A 17,222-nucleotide genomic window follows, 5' to 3' on the forward strand; every position below is an offset into this window, starting at 1 on the left:
GTTCAGCGCAGCGACTCCAGCACCTTCTGCAGTCGGCGGTCGCGGGTCTGGTCGGTCTTGGCACCGGAGATCGACTCCGCGTGCTGCCGTTGTTTGCTGACCGACAACTTCGCCCAGGCGTCGGCGGCCGCCGTGTCGTCGGCGAGGGCGGCCGCCAGCGCGGCAGGAGTCTCGACGGTGCGTGGTGCATCGTCCAGTTCGAGACGCACCTCGATCTCGTCGCCGGCGCCGCGTCCGGTCGCCTTCCGGGTCTCGGCATTGAACGAGATCAGGAAGCGGCCGCCCATCGAGGAGATGGTGTTGCGGTAGCTGTAGTCGCCGTCGACGGTGACGACCACCGGCACCCGCCTGCCGTGATCGAAGCTCTGCACGACGTCGTCCGGGACGACGATCCCGACGTTGTTGCCGCCGGTCGCCGCGAGCACGGTCCGGAACGTGGGCATGATGCACCTCCGAGGTGGGGCCGTCTCGGTGTGGCCGCCGAGATCGGATGGGCCAACACTACGGCGCAGTCGAGGTCACGATTCACCGCAGCTCCGCCGGCAGCTCAGTGCTCGGCGTGCTGGTCGAACCCTTCCGGTGGCTGGTCGACGAAGGCCGAGACCGCTGCGATCCTTCCGTCGTCGGTGAGGTCCAGGATGTCGGTGCCGGTGGCGAACGAGGTGCCGTCGGCCAGCACGATCTCCCACGGCACCCGGGCCCGATCATGATGATGATCGGCGGCGCCCCGGCCCCGGTACGAGACCGGCCCGACGTGCTCGGTGAACTCGGCACGGAAGCCGATCAGCTGGTCGACGCCGTGGAAGATCCCCGGCAACGCGTGATACTCGACGTCGTCGGCGAAGACCTCGGCAGCGATGGCGCGCTGGTCGACCTCGGTCGCGGCACTCCAGAACTGCAGGTACTGCTCGATCGTGCTCTCGGTTGTGTGCTCGGTGGTGGTGGACATGGTTGTTTCCTCTGCTGTCGGATCGGCCGACCACCGGGTGGCGGTCTCGATCCAGCGTCGCTCGGTCGACGTCCGGAGTCGATTACCTCCCAGGTCATTGTTCTGCCGCACCGGTTCGCGAGAGGCTGGCTGCATGTCCGCTCCGACCTCGGCTGCCCCAACGGTCCCGGCCTCGTCAGTGATCGGTGATCTGCTCCGCGACTGGCGGATCCGGCGCCGCCGTTCGCAACTCGATGTCGCGATCGCGGCCGAGGTGTCGACCCGACATCTGAGCTTCGTCGAGACCGGCCGGTCGCGCCCGAGCCCGATGATGATCGAACGGCTCTGCGACGAGCTGGACGTTCCGCTGCGGGAACGCAATGCGCTGCATCTGGCCGCCGGCCTCGCCCCGCCGCATCGGGAGAGTGGGCTGCAGGACCTCGGTTCGGCACGGTCCGCGATCGACGCGGTGCTGACCGGTCATCTGCCGAGCCCTGCCGCAGCGGTCGACGTGCACTGGGACCTGGTCGCCGCGAACCCGATGATGCAGTATTTTCTCGCCGACCTCCCCGAACGGCTCCGCGAGCCGGTGAACATGCTGCGTTCGACGCTGCACCCCGACGGCCTGCTGCCGCGGCTGGCCAATCCGCGACAGTGGCGGCGGCACGCGCTGAACCGGGTCCGTCGCCAGTTCGACCGCACCGGCGACCCGGGCCTCAGCGAGCTGTACGCCGAACTGTCGGCCTATCCGGAACCGGAGCCCGGTCCGGGTGAGCACGGCAGCCCCGACGACGACCTCGTCGTCGGCTTGCGGATGCTGACCGACAACGGTGAGCTCGCGTTCCTGTACACCGTCACCGTCTTCGGAGCGCCGCGGGATGTGACGCTGGACGAGCTCGCCATCGAGACCTTCTTCCCGGCCGACGACGCCACCCGAGAACAGTTGGCGATGCTGGCGACGCGGATCGCCACTGATCACTGAGTTCGCCGATCCCGGCGATCCTCGGTTACCCTGATCGGGCAGGGGAGTATCCCGATACGTCGTGTCGTCAATCCGGTCACCCACGTGACCCGGCACGCTCGGGCCCAATGGTCGGGCTGGGGGAGACCTGATCACCTCACGATGCCCCCGGAGGTCTTGTGGTTGTCCCGATCTGGGTCTGGCTGGTCACCATCGGCGTGACAGCGGCCTTCTTCGTCTTCGAATTCCTCACCCACGTCCGTACTCCGCATGAGCCGACGATCCGCGAATCGGCGATCTGGTCGGGTGTCTACATCGGTCTGGCGTTGCTGTTCGGTGTCGGCATCTCGATCGTCAACGGTCCCGAGTACGGCGGCGAGTACTTCGCCGGCTATCTGACCGAGAAGGCATTGTCGGTCGACAACCTGTTCGTCTTCCTGCTGCTGATGAGCGGATTCGCGGTGCCGCGTGCCTACCAGCAGAAGGTGTTGTTGATCGGCATCGTGATCGCGTTGATCATGCGGGGCATCTTCATCGCGGTCGGCGCGACCTTGATCGCCAATCTGTCCTGGGTCTTCTACATCTTCGGTGCGCTGCTGCTCATCCTTGCCTGGCGGCAGTTGCGGCACACCGACGAGAAGGATCCGGGGGACAACCTGATCACCCGGTGGGCACGCCGGGTGCTGCCGGTCACCGACGGTTTCCACGCCGACCGGCTGCTCACCCGGGTCGACGGTCGCCGGATGGTGACGCCGCTGTTCATCACCGTCGTCGCTGTCGGATTCATCGATCTGATCTTCGCCGTCGACTCGATCCCGGCCATCTACGGGCTGACCGACCAGGCCTACATCGTCTTCACCGCCAACGCCTTCGCGCTGATGGGGCTGCGGCAGCTGTACTTCCTGCTGGGTGGCGTCCTGGAGCGATTGGTCTATCTGGCGCAGGGATTGGCGTTCATCCTCGGCTTCATCGGTGTGAAGTTGATCTTGCACGCGTTGCACGTGAACGAGCTGCCGTTCGTCAACGGCGGTCAACCGGTGGCGTGGGCGCCGGAGATCCCGACCTGGCTGTCGTTGGTGGTGATCGCCGCGGCGATCCTGGTCGCGACCGTCGCCAGCCTGGCCCGTACCCGGGGGCAGGTGCAGTCGACGGCAGTCCCGGGCGACGACAACGCCGGGTGATCAGCGGATCCTCGGCATCGGCGGATCCTGACCGGCGTCCAGTCGCGCGGCGGTTGAGTCGACCGGCACCAGCACCCGGAGGGCGTTGCGCGCAACGTGGAACTCCTGCGGGGTCCGAGCAACCAGCTCACCATCGACGTTGACCGGCAACGGTGGCTCTGTCGTCACTGTCACCGAGCGGGTCACCAGATGGGTGACGTTGTCCCGATGCACGAAGGCGCCGCTGCGGAAGCTGCGGAGTACGGCGGTCAGGTCGCGGCGCCGTTCGGCGCGGATGGCGTAGACGTCGAGCGCATGATCATCCAGGCCGGCGTCCGGCGCGACGACGTTGCCGCCGCCGTAGTGCCGCCCGTTGCCGACCGCGATCTGGACCAGCTGGTCGAGCTCGATCGGGTCCCGGCTGCCGTCCGGGAAGGTGAACATGGCCGAGAACGGGCGCTGCCGCCGGACCGCGCCGAGGACGGCGATCGGGTAGGCCAGCCGGCCCGCTCGTCGCTTGAGCCGATCGGTGAGCACCTCGGTCGTCGTCACCGACAGGCCGACCGAGGCGACATTGGCGAAATAGTTGGTGCCCATCACTCCGAGGTCGACGTCGACGACGTGATGCTGGGCGATCACCTCGCAGGCGGCAGCGACCGTCGTCGGGATCCCCAGGGTGCGGGCGAAGTCGTTGGCGGTGCCGAGCGGCAGGATGCCGAGCACGGGCAGCTGGTCGGCCAGGTGATCGACAACGGCACTGATCGTCCCGTCGCCGCCGCCGAGGACGACCAGATCGGTGCCGGAGCGGACCAACTCCTGAACGACCTCGGGGATCCTCGCCGGGTCGTCGATCCCGAAGGTCGATGTCAACGGCAGTCCGCGATCCAGCAGCAGTTGCCGGGCGGTCCGGAAATCGCGTTCGCCGGTACGGGATCGGGTGTTGACCACCAGGGCCGCCGCGCTCGGCCGCCGGCTCGCTTCGTTCGACGCCCCCGTACGATCCACGTGCCAAGGGTAGTCGGCTGCTGTCGGGCCGCCGCGCGGCGGAGAGCGGGGCTACCGGGCCAGCAGGTCGGCCAGGCTGATCGCCGACCGGTCGCTGAGCTCGGCCAGCTGGGTGCGGCAGGAGAAGCCGTCGGCCAGCACGATCGCGTCCGGGCCCGCCTGCCGGACCGCGGGCAGCAGGTCGTGTTCGGCGACCTTCAGGCTCACCTCGTAATGTCCTTGCTCCATACCGAAGTTGCCTGCCAGACCGCAACACCCGCCGACAGTGGTGATCTTCGCCCCGGTCCGGGCGAGCAGGGCGGCATCGGTCTGCCAGCCGATCACCGAGCTGTGGTGGCAGTGCGGCTGGACGACCAGCTCGACGTCGGTCAGGTCCGGCGGCTGCCAGCCCTCGGTGCCGGTCAGCAGTTCGGCCAGGGTGGAGACCTGGGCCGCCACTGTCGGCACCCGATGATCATCGGGCAACAACTCGGGGGCGTCGCTGCGCCAGACCGCCAGGCAGGACGGCTCCAGACCGACGATCGGAATCCCGGCCTCGGCGTACGGTGCCAACACGTCCAGCGCGTGCCGCAACTGCCGACGGGCGCCGTCCAACTGACCGGTGGTGATCCAGGTCAGCCCACAGCAGGCGTCCCGACCCAACAGGTACGGCTGGTAGCCGGCCGATCGCAGCACCGTGATAGCGGACGCGATCGGTCCACCGGCGAACTGCGAGGACAGTGAGTCGGTCCAGATGATCACCGGGCCGTGCTTGGTGACACTTCCCAAGCCCTGCAGGGATCTGGCGGGCCCGGCAACCGCAGCCCGAGACCTGATCTGCCGGGCGGCGGTCTCGAAGGACGGCAACGAACGGCGCGGATCGATGCCGGCGATGATCTTCAGCAAGCGGCCGACACCGGGCAGCCCGAGGGACAGGTTGGCCAGCCGGGCCAGGCCCGGGATCCGGGTGATCAACCGTCCCCAGCGCGGCAGCCAGCCCAGCGCGTAGTGCGCCCGCGGCCGCAGCCGGCCGTCGTAGGTCCGGTCCAGCACCTCGGCCTTGTACGCGGCCATGTCGATGCCGGTCGGGCAGTCCCGGCGGCATCCCTTGCAGGACAGGCACAGATCGAGCGCGTCGTGCACCTGTGGCGACGACCAGCCGCCGTCGATCAACGTGCCGTTGATCATCTCCTCCAACACCCGGGACCGGCCCCGGGTGGAGTCCTTCTCCTCGCCGGTGGCCTGGAAGGAGGGACACATCACGCCGCCCGTTCCGCTGCCGGCCGGGTTGCTGGCCACGCACTTGCCGACACCGGTGCAGCGGTGCACCTCGCCGGTGAAGTGCGGTTCCAACATCGCCAACGGCCGGGTCCTGACCTGAGGGATCCGCAGATCGGCGTCCAGTGGCGCCGGGTCGACCAGCACACCGGGGTTGAGCAGGTTCTTCGGATCGAAGATCTGCTTCACCGCGCCGAACAGTTCGATCGCCCGCGGTGAGTACATCTTCGGCAACAGCGCCGAACGGTGCCGGCCGTCGCCGTGCTCGCCGGACATCGAGCCGCCGTAGCCGGCGACCAGGTCGGCGGCCTCTTCCACGAAGCGCCGATAGCGGGCGGCGCCGTCGTCCTCCCACAACGGGAAGTCGATCCGGATGTGCACACACCCGTCGCCGAAGTGCCCGTACGGCAACCCCTCCACCCCGTGTTCGCCCATCAGCTCGTCGAACCGACGCAGATAGGAACCGAGGTGCTCCGGCGGCACCGCCGTATCCTCCCAGCCGGCGTGCGCCGGCCGGGACAGGCTGACCGCGGCCAGTCCGGCGCCGTCCTCACGGATCTTCCACAGCCGCGCGGCCTGGGCGGGATCATCGACCAGGAAGCCGTCCAGGCAACCGGAGTCGGCCAGCACCCGCTGCGCCCGGGACCGGACCTCCTGGTCGTCCTCACCGGTCAGCTCGACCAGCATCCAGCCGGCTCCGCGCGGCAGTGCCGGTACCGAGCCCTCGCCCTGCTGGCGGCGTACCACGTCGACGATCCGGGAATCCAGGCCTTCGGCGGCTGTCGGTCGGTAGGGCAGGATGGCCGGTACGGCGTCGGCCGCCTCGGGCATGCTCGGATAGCCGAGCGCGATCATGATCTTGCTCGGGGCGTCGGCCACCAACCGGACGGTGGCGCGGGTGATCATGCCCAGCGTGCCTTCGGTGCCGGCGAAGAACTTCAGGATGTCGAAGCCGCGTTCGGGCAGCAGATTTTCCATCGCATAACCGGAGACCTGACGGCCGAAGGTGCCGAACTCGGTGCGGATCGTCGCCAGTCGATCATGAACGAGCCGCTCCAGCGATCCGAACAGCGGCGAGTCTGCGGGGGAGCTGTCCGGCCGCAGCGTGTGCCGGCCGCCGTCCAGGGTGGCGACCTCCAGCTCGGCCAGATTGTCCGAGGTCCGGCCGTAGCCCAGCGCTCGGGAGCCGCAGGCGTTGTTGCCGATCATGCCGCCGACGGTGCACCGGGTGTGCGAGGACGGATCCGGGCCGAACCGCAGTCCGACCTTGGTGGCCTCGCGTTGCAGCGCGGCGTGCACGATGCCCGGCTCGACCGTTGCGGTCCGGGCTTCGGGGTCGATGTCGATGATCTTGTTCAGATGGCGCGAGGTGTTCAGGATGATGCCGGCGCCGACGGCGTTGCCGGCGATGGACGTGCCGGCACCGCGGCTGGTGATCGGCACCCCGTGCTCGGCGGCCAACAGGCCGATCTCGACCAGTTCGTCGGCGGTCCGCGGCCGGGCGACCAGCTGGGGCACGATCCGATACAGCGACGCGTCGCTGGAATACAGCGCCCGGGTCAGGGTGTCGGCGTGCACGGCATCGTCGAGTCCGCGGCGCTGCGCTGCGGCGAGCATCTCGGCGGCGGCAGAGCCGATCCCGTTGGGCTCCGGGGCGGTCAGTGCCGAGGAACGCTGCCCCGTTCGCGGCTCGGTCGTGCGCAGCTCAGTCATCGGCGCTCAGCCTAAGCCCACAGCCACCGGACCGGGTCGGCGGATCAGCCGGTGGCGGCGGTGCCGAAGTCGTCCAACTCCTGCTCCGAGCTGTCGGTGGGACCGTCGGTCGGACACGGCGCCACCCGAAGCAGTTGGCGCGGCGCCAGTCGGCCGTCGTCACGCGGAGTGTCCAGGACGGCGTCGAAAGCCCGACCGAGCGCGGCGAAGTCCTCCGGGCCGGCGGCATCGACGAAATGTCGCCGGACCGATGCGACATGGGCCGGCGCTGCCCGTTCCAGCAGTGCCGCTCCGGCGTCGGTCAGCAGGGCCCAGACACCGCGGCGGTCGGCCCCACAGCTGGTCCGGGTCACCCGGCCGGCGGCCTCCATCCGGGTGACCGTGTGGGTGAGCCGGGACCGCGACTGATGCACCGCGTCGGCCAGTTCCGACATCCGCAGCCGGTGATCGGGACTCTCCGACAGGCAGACCAGGATGCTGTACTCGTTCAGGGACACGTCGAACGGGCGGAGCGCGACGTCCATCCGCTCCAACAGCTCGGCACCGCCCATCAGATAGGTGCGCCAGATCCGCTGTTCGGCCTCGCTGAGCCACCGCGTGTCGTCCATCCGGTAAATCTATGTCGACTGTGGGGCACAACAAATTTGTGTTAGGGAATGCGGTTGGAAAACTGAGGTCGCGTTGGGGTCAGGGTGTGCCGGACCGCGTTCACCGCAGCCGCCATCATCACCCAGGAGACGGCCAGGCTGACCAACTGGACGATCGTTCGGGCCGTGGCCTCGGTCGTCGCCGCGTGCGGGTCGGCGTGGGTGAGCGTTGCGAGCAGGTAGGTCAGGCCGATCGACAGGGCCGTCATCGCGCCGAAGCCGAGCGCGATCCCTCGGCGAGGCCGCCGGCCGATGCGAGAACGATGACTGGTCAGCCAGGCGGCGGCGGTCGCTCCGCCGGCGGTCAGCACCCCGACCAGGCTGAACGCCTCGATCGCCGAGCGTCCGGTCGCGGTGTGCGCGCCCGGCCCGAAGAAGTGGCCGAACAGGGTCCAACAGCCCAGGATCACCGGATAGGCGATCGCCACCAGGATCGCCGACCGGATGGTGCAGTCGGCGCTGATCTCGTCCCGGCAGAGCTCGGCGACGGTGCCGGCGTCGCCGAATTCGTCGAGCGCTCGACGTTCGGCGGACGCCCGGTCGAGGCCGTCGGCTCGATGGGCGTCGATCGCGTCGGTCAGGCCGTCGCGGACCTCGGCGATCAGCTCCCTGCTGCGCCGGCCGCGCGGCAGTTCGCGTCGCAACCGGCGGATCAGATGGTCGATGCTGTCCGGTGTCGTGGTCGTCATGGTCATCCCGAGGTCGCCGGTCGACCGATGGCCGACTGCGCACGTCCCGATCCGCCGAGCACCCGCTGGATCGTCCCGGAGAAGCGCATCCATTCCGACCGGCGGTCGCTCAGTGCCCGGCGGCCGGCGCTGGTCAGGGTGTAGGTCCGTCGCCGTCGTCCGCCGACCGTGCTCCAGCTGCCGCGCAGCCAGCCGGCGTTCTCCAGTCGCCGTAATGCCGGATAGACGGTGCCGGTCGGCAGGTCCAGCTCGCCGGCGCTGCGCCGCTGGAGTGCCTCGATGACGGCGTAGCCGTGCAACGGGCCGTCCTCCAGGACGGCGAGCAGCAACGAGTCCAGGTGTCCCTTGACATTGTCAGCTGCCATGCGTCCGACTGTACGCGGTTGCGGGGCCGATGGGTTGGCTGCCTGGGTATTGATCGGTGTGCGATCGGTGCTGACCCCAACCTGAGATCAGGGCATAACCCGATGTATAGGTAGACAGTCTACGTATACGGTCTGATCATGACCTCAGTATCGACACCGACGACCGGGCCGCGGTCGTCCGCCGTGTTCGGCGTGAGTCGGTGGCTGTTGCGGATCCTGCTGACGCTGACCGCGCTGCTGCTGTTCACCCAACCGGTCAGCATCGGCCAGTATCTGCAGGGCCGCTTCACCATGCTCGACATGCACGCCGCCGTGGGCAGCGGCGTGATCGTCGTGTCCTTCTTCGCCGCCTGCGCGGCTGTCTTCTACACCATCGTCGGTGGGCGGGTCTGGGTCCCGATCACGGTCGGCGTCACCGGCTTCCTGATCGAGATCCAGGTCGGCATGGGGTACGCCCATCAGCTCGGCATCCACGTCCCGCTCGGAGTGACGATCATCGCGGCCGGCATCCTGCTGGCGATCTGGGTCTGGACGCCCGCGTCGGGTCGTTCCCGGGCCCGCCGGCGGCCACCGATCAAGACACCGGACGAGGTCGACCGGGACCCGGAGCGGGTGATCGGATGAGACGCCGGACGCTGTTGACCGCGGCCGGGATCGGGCTCGCCGGTGCCGCGGTCGGCGGGCTCGCCGGCTGCGCCGACAGTCCGGCCGACCAGACCGCGCGACTGTTGCCCAGCACCGGCCGGCTGCCGGCGCCGTACCAGGTGCCGCTACCGATCCCGGCGATCAAGGAGCCGGTCGCTCGCCGGAACGGCGTGACGCGCTACGAGATCATCCAACGCACTGCCGACGTCGAGATCCTGCCCGGCACCCGAACCACGATCATGGGCTACGACGGCAGCTTTCCGGGGCCGACGATCAGGGCCCGTCGCGGTGAACGGGTCGTGGTCCGGCACCGCAACCGGCTGCCGGTGCCGACGGTGGTCCACCTGCACGGCGGCAACACCGCGGCCGAGGACGACGGCTACCCGGTGGACCTGGTGCTGCCGGTCCGCGACGCCGACAGGTTCGAGCACGGTGGCGGGTCGATGGGTGGCGGGCACGCCCCGATGGCGATGAACGGCGACGTCTCGCACGGGTTCCGCGACTATCACTACGACCATGATCAACAAGCTGCGACGCTGTGGTATCACGATCATCGGATGGACTTCACCGGAGCCCAGGTCTGGCGTGGGTTGGCCGGCTTCCACCTGATCAACGACGACGTCGAGGACGGGCTCGGGCTGCCGCATGACGAGCGGGACATCCCGCTGATGCTCACCGATCGGTCGTTCGCCGAGGACGGCAGCCTGCTCTACCCGGCGGCGGATCCACAGCTGGTCGACAAGCCCGGCGTCACCGAGGACTACGCGTCCGGTGTGCTCGGCGACGTCATCCTGGTCAACGGCGCTCCCTGGCCCGAGCTGGAGGTCGAGGCCGCGCGCTACCGCTTCCGGATCCTGAACGCCTCCAACGCCCGGCGCTACCAGTTGCAGTTGGATCCGCCGCCCCCGGGCGGTACGGCGTTCACCCAGGTGGGATCGGATGCGGGCCTGCTGGCGGCACCGGTCAAACATGGCGACCTGACGATTGCGGCCGCCGAACGGTACGACACGATCGTCGACTTCTCCGGCTATCCGGTGGGCACCCGGGTCGAGTTGCGCAACGCGCTGGGATCGGGCCGGACGGCGCAGGTGATGCGGTTCACGGTGGCTCGGCAGGCCGCCGACGACTCGACCGTGCCGGCCAAGCTGGCCGAGATCGAGCCGCTGAACATCGCCGGCGCGGTGCACCGGGAGTGGCGGTTCGCGCGCAAACGGACCCACGGGATGACGATGTGGGCGATCAACGGCAAGTTCTTCGACCCGCAGCGGATGGATGCCGACCCCCGGCTCGGACGGACCGAGGTCTGGCGCTTCGCCACCGATCTGCATCACCCGGTGCACGTCCACCTGTCGCCGTTCCAGGTGCTCAGCCGCAACGGCCACCCGCCGGGGCCGACCGATGCCGGCTGGAAGGACACCCTGGACCTGCGCCCCACCGAATACGCCGACGTGGCGATCCGGTTCGAGAACCATCGCGGGCACTACCTGATGCACTGCCACAACCTGGAGCACGAGGACATGGGGATGATGTCGGCCTTCAAGGTGGTCTGAGCCTCAGAGGCGACCGCCGGACCGTGATGTGGGGCCTGTCCTGGACCGTACTGCGCCAGTGCGGCGGAACCGACGATTATTGTTGAGGCCAGGGATCGGCGTACGGTGCCTGCCGTCACGCGATCAGTCCGAATCACGGGAGCGAGCGTCAATGTCGTCCAGCAACGGGTCCCCCTACAGCGCCGGCAGCCTGGAACGGGTCCAGGCGCGCCCGGGCACGGTCGGGGAGATGTTCCTGGCCCAGGTGGCCGCTTCCGGGCCGCGCGAGGCCTATCGGTATCCCGAGGGGGACCGATGGGTGTCGCTCAGCTGGGACCAGGCCAAGGACTACGCGTTCAAGCTGGCCGCAGGGCTGATCTCTCTCGGCCTGGAGCCGGAGGACCGGGTGGGCATCGCCTCCGGCACCCGGATCGAATGGGTGCTGGCCGACCTCGCGGTGGTCTGCGCGGCCGGTGCCACGACCACGGTCTACCCCAACACCCAGGCCGCCGAGGTCGCGTTCATCCTCAGCGACTCCGGTTCGAAGATGATCTTCACCGAGGACGACGGCCAGACCCGGAAGATCCTTGATCAACTCGACGCGCTGCCCGAGGTCACCAAGATCATCCAGATCGACGGCCGGATCGAACACGATCGGGTGATCGGCTGGCAACAGCTGCTCGCACAGGGTGCCGAGCTGCTGGCCGAACGCCCGGACGTGGTCGATGTCGCGATGGCGAAGGTCGGGCCGGAGAGCCTGGCCACCCTGATCTACACCTCCGGCACCACCGGCAAGCCGAAGGGGGTTCGGCTGGTCCACGACAGCTGGACCTACGAAGGTGCGGCGATGAACGAGCTCGGCTTCGCCGGCTCCGACGATCTGCAGTATCTGTGGCTGCCGCTGGCGCATTCGTTCGGCAAGCTGCTCAGCGTCGTGCAGTTCAAGATCGGTTTCACCACCGCCGTCGACGGCCGGATCGACAAGATCGTCGACGGTCTCGGCCAGGTCCGGCCCACCTTCATGGCCGGGGCGCCGCGGATCTTCGAGAAGGTGCGGGCCACGATCATGCTGCAGGCCAACAGTGGTCTGAAGGCCAAGATCTTCGGCTGGGCCTTCGGCGTCGGACGTCGGACCGCTCCGGTCCGGTTGGCCGGCAAACAGCCGACCGGGCTGCTGAAACTGCAGGCCAAGCTCGCCGATCGGCTGGTCTTCTCCAAGATCAAGGAACGGATGGGCGGCCGGATCCGGTTCTTCGTCTCCGGGTCTGCCGGCCTCGCCGACGAGGTCCAGGAATGGTTCTACGACGCCGGAATGCTGGTCATCGAGGGCTACGGGATGACCGAGACCAGCGCGGCCACCTTCGTCGACGACCCGCGCAATCCACACTTCGGCACGGTCGGTCCGCCGGCGGTCGGAACCGAGGTCAAGATCGCCGAGGACGGCGAGATCATGATCTCCGGGCCAGGGGTGATGCGCGGCTACCACAAGCTGCCGGACGCCACTGCCGAGACGCTGGTCGACGGTTGGTTGATGACCGGTGACATCGGCCATGTCGACGACTCCGGTTGCCTGGTGATCACCGACCGGAAGAAGGACCTGATCAAGACCTCCGGCGGCAAGTACGTCGCACCGCAGAAGGTCGAGGGAGCGGTCAAGGCGGTCTGTCCCTACGTCAGCCAGGTCGTCGTGCACGGCGAACATCGCAAGTACATCAGCGCACTGATCACCCTGGACCCGGACGCCTTGAAGCGCTGGGCCGGTGAGAACGATCTTGCCGACACGCCGCTGGACGAGCTGTCCCGGCTGCCCCAGGTGCGCACCCTGATCGAGGGCTACGTCGAGCGGGCCAACGGCCAACTGGCACGCTGGGAGACGATCAAGCGCTTCGAGATCCTGCCGGCGGAGTTGTCGGTCGAGGACGGCGAGGTGACACCGAGCCTGAAGGTCAAGCGCCGCGCCGTCGAGACCCGCTACGCCGAGCTGCTGGACTCGCTGTACGACGACTGATCCGGTACGACGACTGATCCCGGGGCGTGATCAGAGCCAGTGTGCCTCGGTGCGGTCCTTGTCGTTGGCCGGATCGGGCCGCCGGAACTCTGCCCGCCAGCGGATCTCACCGGCACCGACCGGGACGGTCTCGACCACGGCGCGCTGCACGCCGTCGACCGCGTAGTGGCCGAGCTCATCGGCGGTCAGCGGCCAGGGCGGGCCGTCCGGCACGACCTCGGTGGTGCGGGCAGCGGTGATCACCACCACCAGGCCGCCGACGCCGCACAGCGAGGCGACCGCTGCCGCCGCCCGCCGATGCAGCTCCGGCGGCAGCGACTGGACGGTGATCGACTCGATCACCAGATCGAACCCCTGCAGCCAGTCGGTGGGTAACTCGAGCAGGTCGGCCCGTCGGTAGTCGACCACCGATTCCGGGTAGCGCTTGCGGGCCAGCTCGACCGCGGTCGGCGCGATGTCGAAGGCGGTGGTGGCGAACCCGCGCGCCGCGATCAGTTCGGCATCGTCGCCGAAGCCGGATCCGACCACGATCGCCCGTTTGCCGTCGGCCTCCAACGGATGGTTGGCCAGCCATTCGACCAACAACGGGTTGGGCGTGCCCCGGTCCCACGGCACGGTCGCCTCGCCGCGGGCCGCGTCGGCGTACAACGTCTCGAACCAGCCGGTCGGGTCTGCGCTCATGGACTCACGCTACTCACGGCCCGATGGGCGACGGCGGGGACCACCGTCGGTCTACAGTGCTCCAGTGAATTCAGCGGGAAACTCCGGACAGGACGGCTTCGGCGGCGCGGCCGACGGATCGGAGCGTCCCGACTTCGTCGGACCGGATTTCGCGCCCCCGACCTACCGGCAGCCGCCGTCGTACGGTCAGCCGGCGGCACCCGACTTCCCGTCTCCGGAGCCGCAACGACCCGCCACCGCGAACCAGCCGCCGACCTTCGATCCCGGACGGTCGAACGGCGGCGGTCCCCGGTCGAAGATCGTCCTGATCACGATTGCGGCGGTCGCCGTGTTGGCTGTCATCGCGACGGTTGCGGTGCTGGTCCAACGCACCCGGCAGCCGGAGGAGAAGCCGGCACCGGCGCCGCAGCACCCCTCCTCGGCCCGACCGTCGACGCGCCCGAGCTCGTCGACCCCGTCACGACCGGCCGATGACGAGCTGGGCCGAGGGCTGCAGCAGACCGGGCTGGCCTGCGTCCGGGTCAGCGACGCGCCGGTGATCAACCACTGCGGCGGCAAGCCGGGGACGTCGTTCTCGATGCTGCGCTGGATGGTCGACGATGGCCGGTTCAAGGCCTTCCGCTTCTACGGCAATGCGGACTCCCGCGACGATGTGGAGCTGTTCGAACGGCGGATCGGGCAACTCCATCGTGCGGGCCTGCGCGGCGACGACGAGCGCAAGATCATCAAGGCCATGCCCAAGTCCAAGAAGACCGACAAGACCGTCGACGTCTCAACCCGCTGGGGTGAGGTCACCGTCACCTACATCGAGCCCGTCAAGGCCTATCAGGTGATCGGGACCCGCGACGGCACGTCGGTGAGCTTCGCAGGGCCCACCTTCGAGCCCAGGACCCGGGATCTGATCAAGCACCTGAAGGGGCTGAGGTTCTCCTGCAAGGCCGACTCCGCTGCCCTGACCTGCTCGCACGGCTCGGGCACTCTGTCTTTCTACCGAGCGGCGGACGATTCCTACAACTACCTCAGCAGCGTTCCCCGCGAGAGCGCCGCCGACCAGAACGTGGTCGATCTCCTCCCGTTCCTGTTGGGGTCCGACGTCGACACGGTCAGACCCATGATCCTGGACAACCTCGATGCGCCGTTCTATCTCGGAGGTCAGGACGGCTACCTGGTGGAGATCAGCCCCGGCGAGGTGATGATCGAAGGCGTCAGCTGGTGAGTCAGCCGGCAGTCGACTGCCGGATCACCAACTCCGGTTGGAACACGACCTGCTCGTGATCGACCTCGGCACCGGATTCGATGGCCTCCAACTCGGCCAACAGCAGCTCGACGGCGGTCCGGCCGATCAGCTCCGACGGCTGCCGGATCGAGGACAGCGGCACCACGGTGGCGGCAGCGAAGTCGATGTCGTCGTAACCGATCAACGCGATCTCGCCGGGGATCAGCCGATGGTCGAGCATCTGCAGCGACTGCATCAGCCCGATCGCCACCATGTCATTGGCCGCGAAGATCGCGTCCGGTCGGTCGGCCGCGGCGCGGCCGATCAATTCCTGGCCGACCAGCCGGCCGGTCTCGACGGTCAGGCCGTCGGCCCCGATGACCTCCAGACTCGCGGCACCTGCCGCGACCGCCTGCTGGGCACCGGCCAGCCGGTCGGCCACCTGTCGGATGGTGGTCGGGCCGCCGACGAAGGCGATCCGACGACGGCCGGCCTGCAGCAGATGCTCCACCGCCATCCGCCCGCCGGCGACGTCGTCGACCGAGACCGAGGAGTACGGGTTCGCCCCGGCCGGCCGGTCCACCAGCACGATCGGCGTACCGCGTCGACGCAGTCGACCCAACCGGGCCGAGAGATCACCGAGCGGGGAGATCAACAGGCCGCGGACGCGTTGCTGCTCGAACAGATCGAGATGCGCCGACTCCCGGTCCTCGCTCTCGTCGGAGTTGCCGAGCAGCACCGACAGGCTGTCCTCGGCGGCGCGGTCCTCGACACCGCGAGCAACCTCGGTGAAGAACGGGTTGGCGACATCCAGGACCACCAGCCCGAGGGTCCGGCTGAGACCTGCGCGCAACTGCCGAGCCGCGTCGTTGCGGACGAAGCCGAGCTCGTCGATCGCGTCCAGCACCCGCTTCCGGGTGGGTTCGGCGACCTTCTGTGGGCGATTGAGCACATTGGACACAGTTCCCAGCGCCACCCCCGCGCGCACGGCGACGTCACGGATACTGACTGCGGTCGTGCGTTCCACCATGCGCCCATCTTGCCCTACCACTGGTGCCACTGGTTGACGCCGGGCTGGCCGGGGCAGTAATGTCCTCACAGGATGAAACGATTCAAGATCTGATCATCCGTGTGCTGTCACCGACACGTGCTCGAAGAGGAGAAAACGATCATGCCGAGCTTCGACGAGATCGCCCCACAGCTGGAACATCAGGCGATCGAGTTGCCGTCCTGGGCGTTCGGGAATTCCGGGACCCGCTTCAAGGTGTTCGGCCAGGCCGGTGTGCCGCGCGACCCGGAGGAGAAGATCGCCGACGCTGCGAAGGTCCACGAATTCACCGGGCTGGCGCCGACGGTCGCGCTGCACATCCCGTGGGACAAGGTCGACGACTACGACAAGCTCGGCCGGTTCGCTGCCGATCATGGTGTGGCGCTCGGGACGATCAACTCCAACACGTTCCAGGACGACGACTACATGCTGGGCAGCCTGACCCACCATGATCGCAAGATCCGGGAGAAGGCCGTCGCGCATCTGCACGAGTGCATCGAGATCATGAACGTGACCGGGTCGCGGGACCTGAAGATCTGGTTGGCCGACGGCACCAACTATCCCGGCCAGGCCGACATCCGCAGCCGCCAGGAGTGGCTCGCCGAAGGTCTGCAGGCGACGTACGACAAGCTCGGGCCGAAACAGCGGTTGATCTTGGAGTACAAGTTCTTCGAGCCGGCGTTCTACCACACCGATGTGCCCGACTGGGGCACCTCGTACGCTCATTGCGTCGCGCTCGGCGAGCAGGCGAAGGTGTGTCTGGACACCGGCCACCATGCCCCGGGCACCAACATCGAATTCATCGTCGCCCAGCTGCTCCGACTGGGCAAGCTCGGCTCCTTCGACTTCAACTCCCGGTTCTACGCCGACGACGACCTGATCGTCGGGGCGGCCGATCCGTTCCAGCTCTTCCGGATCATCTACGAGGTGATCCAGGGTGGCGGCTACGGACCGGACTCCGAGGTCGCCTTCATGCTCGACCAGTGCCACAACATCGAGGCCAAGATCCCCGGCCAGATCCGTTCGGTGCTGAACGTTTCCGAGATGACCGCACGGGCGTTGCTCGTTGATCATGAAGCGCTGAGCCAGGCTCAGAATGCTGGTGACGTGCTGGCCGCCAACCAGATCCTGATGGACGCCTTCTACACCGACGTCCGCGGCGATCTCGCTGATTGGCGATCCGGCCGCGGGCTGCCGGCCGACCCGATGGCGGCGTATGCCACGAGCGGCTACGCCGAGCAGATCGCCGCCGACCGGGTCGGCGGCACCCAGGCCGGCTGGGGCGCCTGAAGCCCTACCCGCACCAGCTACGTCACTTCGCACTAGGTGTACGTGGTGCGAAGTGACGCAGCTAGTGCGACGTGGTGATG

16 protein-coding genes are annotated in these 17,222 nt (G+C 68.3%); 7 read left to right on the forward strand and 9 right to left on the reverse strand.

Going from position 1 to position 17,222, the window contains the following annotated elements:
- Positions 1-2 precede the first annotated feature (2 nt).
- Both BLU38_RS21645 and BLU38_RS21650 read right to left on the reverse strand, forming a co-directional pair.
- The gene (locus tag BLU38_RS21645) at positions 3-443 is read right to left on the reverse strand and encodes a YdeI/OmpD-associated family protein (protein ID WP_091527470.1); all 441 of its coding nucleotides are present in this window, start codon (positions 441-443) and stop codon (positions 3-5) included.
- Between the two features lie 104 nt (positions 444-547).
- Complete coding sequence (locus BLU38_RS21650) at positions 548-949, reverse strand: nuclear transport factor 2 family protein (protein ID WP_091532925.1); 402 nt, start codon at positions 947-949, stop codon at positions 548-550.
- A 133-nt stretch (positions 950-1,082) separates the two neighbouring features.
- Between BLU38_RS21650 and BLU38_RS21655 the strand changes: the two genes are divergently transcribed.
- Together BLU38_RS21655 and BLU38_RS21660 are read left to right on the forward strand one after the other, a co-directional pair.
- Positions 1,083-1,910 (forward strand): helix-turn-helix domain-containing protein, encoded by an 828-nt coding sequence (locus BLU38_RS21655; RefSeq protein WP_091527471.1) that lies wholly within the window; start codon positions 1,083-1,085, stop codon positions 1,908-1,910.
- 158 nt (positions 1,911-2,068) lie between these two features.
- Entirely contained in the window at positions 2,069-3,070 is a 1,002-nt protein-coding gene (locus tag BLU38_RS21660) for a TerC family protein (RefSeq protein ID WP_091527472.1), read from the forward strand.
- On the opposite strand, the gene BLU38_RS21665 is transcribed toward BLU38_RS21660, so the two are convergent.
- The 5 genes from BLU38_RS21665 to BLU38_RS21685 all read right to left on the reverse strand — a co-directional run bounded on the left by BLU38_RS21665 (position 3,071) and on the right by BLU38_RS21685 (position 8,725).
- Positions 3,071-4,054 (reverse strand): lipid kinase, encoded by a 984-nt coding sequence (locus BLU38_RS21665; protein ID WP_091527473.1) that lies wholly within the window; start codon positions 4,052-4,054, stop codon positions 3,071-3,073. It abuts the gene before it with no gap.
- 51 nt (positions 4,055-4,105) lie between these two features.
- Positions 4,106-6,928, reverse strand: coding sequence for an FAD-binding and (Fe-S)-binding domain-containing protein (locus tag BLU38_RS21670; RefSeq protein ID WP_197680260.1), 2,823 nt, complete (start codon positions 6,926-6,928; stop codon positions 4,106-4,108).
- Between the two features lie 140 nt (positions 6,929-7,068).
- Complete coding sequence (locus BLU38_RS21675) at positions 7,069-7,632, reverse strand: MarR family winged helix-turn-helix transcriptional regulator (RefSeq protein ID WP_091527475.1); 564 nt, start codon at positions 7,630-7,632, stop codon at positions 7,069-7,071.
- A 41-nt stretch (positions 7,633-7,673) separates the two neighbouring features.
- Positions 7,674-8,360, reverse strand: coding sequence for a permease prefix domain 1-containing protein (locus BLU38_RS21680; RefSeq protein WP_091527476.1), 687 nt, complete (start codon positions 8,358-8,360; stop codon positions 7,674-7,676).
- Between the two features lie 2 nt (positions 8,361-8,362).
- Positions 8,363-8,725 (reverse strand): PadR family transcriptional regulator, encoded by a 363-nt coding sequence (locus BLU38_RS21685; protein WP_091527477.1) that lies wholly within the window; start codon positions 8,723-8,725, stop codon positions 8,363-8,365.
- Between the two features lie 138 nt (positions 8,726-8,863).
- Between BLU38_RS21685 and BLU38_RS21690 the strand changes: the two genes are divergently transcribed.
- The 3 genes from BLU38_RS21690 (at position 8,864) to BLU38_RS21700 (ending at position 12,907) form a co-directional block, all read left to right on the forward strand.
- A complete protein-coding gene (locus BLU38_RS21690; protein WP_157683607.1) occupies positions 8,864-9,349 on the forward strand; it encodes a hypothetical protein in 486 nt (161 codons plus the stop codon).
- Entirely contained in the window at positions 9,346-10,920 is a 1,575-nt protein-coding gene (locus tag BLU38_RS21695) for a multicopper oxidase family protein (protein ID WP_091527479.1), read from the forward strand. The genes BLU38_RS21690 and BLU38_RS21695 overlap by 4 nt, the downstream gene beginning before the upstream one ends.
- A 151-nt stretch (positions 10,921-11,071) precedes the next feature.
- Complete coding sequence (locus tag BLU38_RS21700) at positions 11,072-12,907, forward strand: AMP-dependent synthetase/ligase (protein ID WP_091527480.1); 1,836 nt, start codon at positions 11,072-11,074, stop codon at positions 12,905-12,907.
- Between the two features lie 30 nt (positions 12,908-12,937).
- Here BLU38_RS21700 and BLU38_RS21705 read toward each other — a convergent pair whose 3' ends face one another.
- Positions 12,938-13,588 carry a class I SAM-dependent methyltransferase gene (locus BLU38_RS21705; protein ID WP_091527481.1) on the reverse strand — a complete coding sequence of 217 codons (651 nt, stop codon included), beginning with the start codon at positions 13,586-13,588 and terminating at the stop codon, positions 12,938-12,940.
- A 64-nt stretch (positions 13,589-13,652) separates the two neighbouring features.
- Between BLU38_RS21705 and BLU38_RS21710 the strand changes: the two genes are divergently transcribed.
- Complete coding sequence (locus BLU38_RS21710; RefSeq protein ID WP_091527482.1) at positions 13,653-14,804, forward strand: hypothetical protein; 1,152 nt, start codon at positions 13,653-13,655, stop codon at positions 14,802-14,804.
- A gap of 1 nt (position 14,805) precedes the next feature.
- Here BLU38_RS21710 and BLU38_RS21715 read toward each other — a convergent pair whose 3' ends face one another.
- The gene (locus tag BLU38_RS21715) at positions 14,806-15,834 is read right to left on the reverse strand and encodes a LacI family DNA-binding transcriptional regulator (RefSeq protein ID WP_091527483.1); all 1,029 of its coding nucleotides are present in this window, start codon (positions 15,832-15,834) and stop codon (positions 14,806-14,808) included.
- A gap of 141 nt (positions 15,835-15,975) precedes the next feature.
- On the opposite strand from BLU38_RS21715, the gene rhaI reads away from it, so the two are divergent.
- Positions 15,976-17,142 carry an L-rhamnose isomerase gene (gene rhaI, locus BLU38_RS21720; protein ID WP_091532926.1) on the forward strand — a complete coding sequence of 389 codons (1,167 nt, stop codon included), beginning with the start codon at positions 15,976-15,978 and terminating at the stop codon, positions 17,140-17,142.
- The last annotated feature ends 80 nt before the right edge of the window (positions 17,143-17,222 follow it).

Origin of the sequence: Microlunatus soli, assembly GCF_900105385.1 — a bacterium.
Taxonomy (GTDB): domain Bacteria; phylum Actinomycetota; class Actinomycetes; order Propionibacteriales; family Propionibacteriaceae; genus Microlunatus; species Microlunatus soli.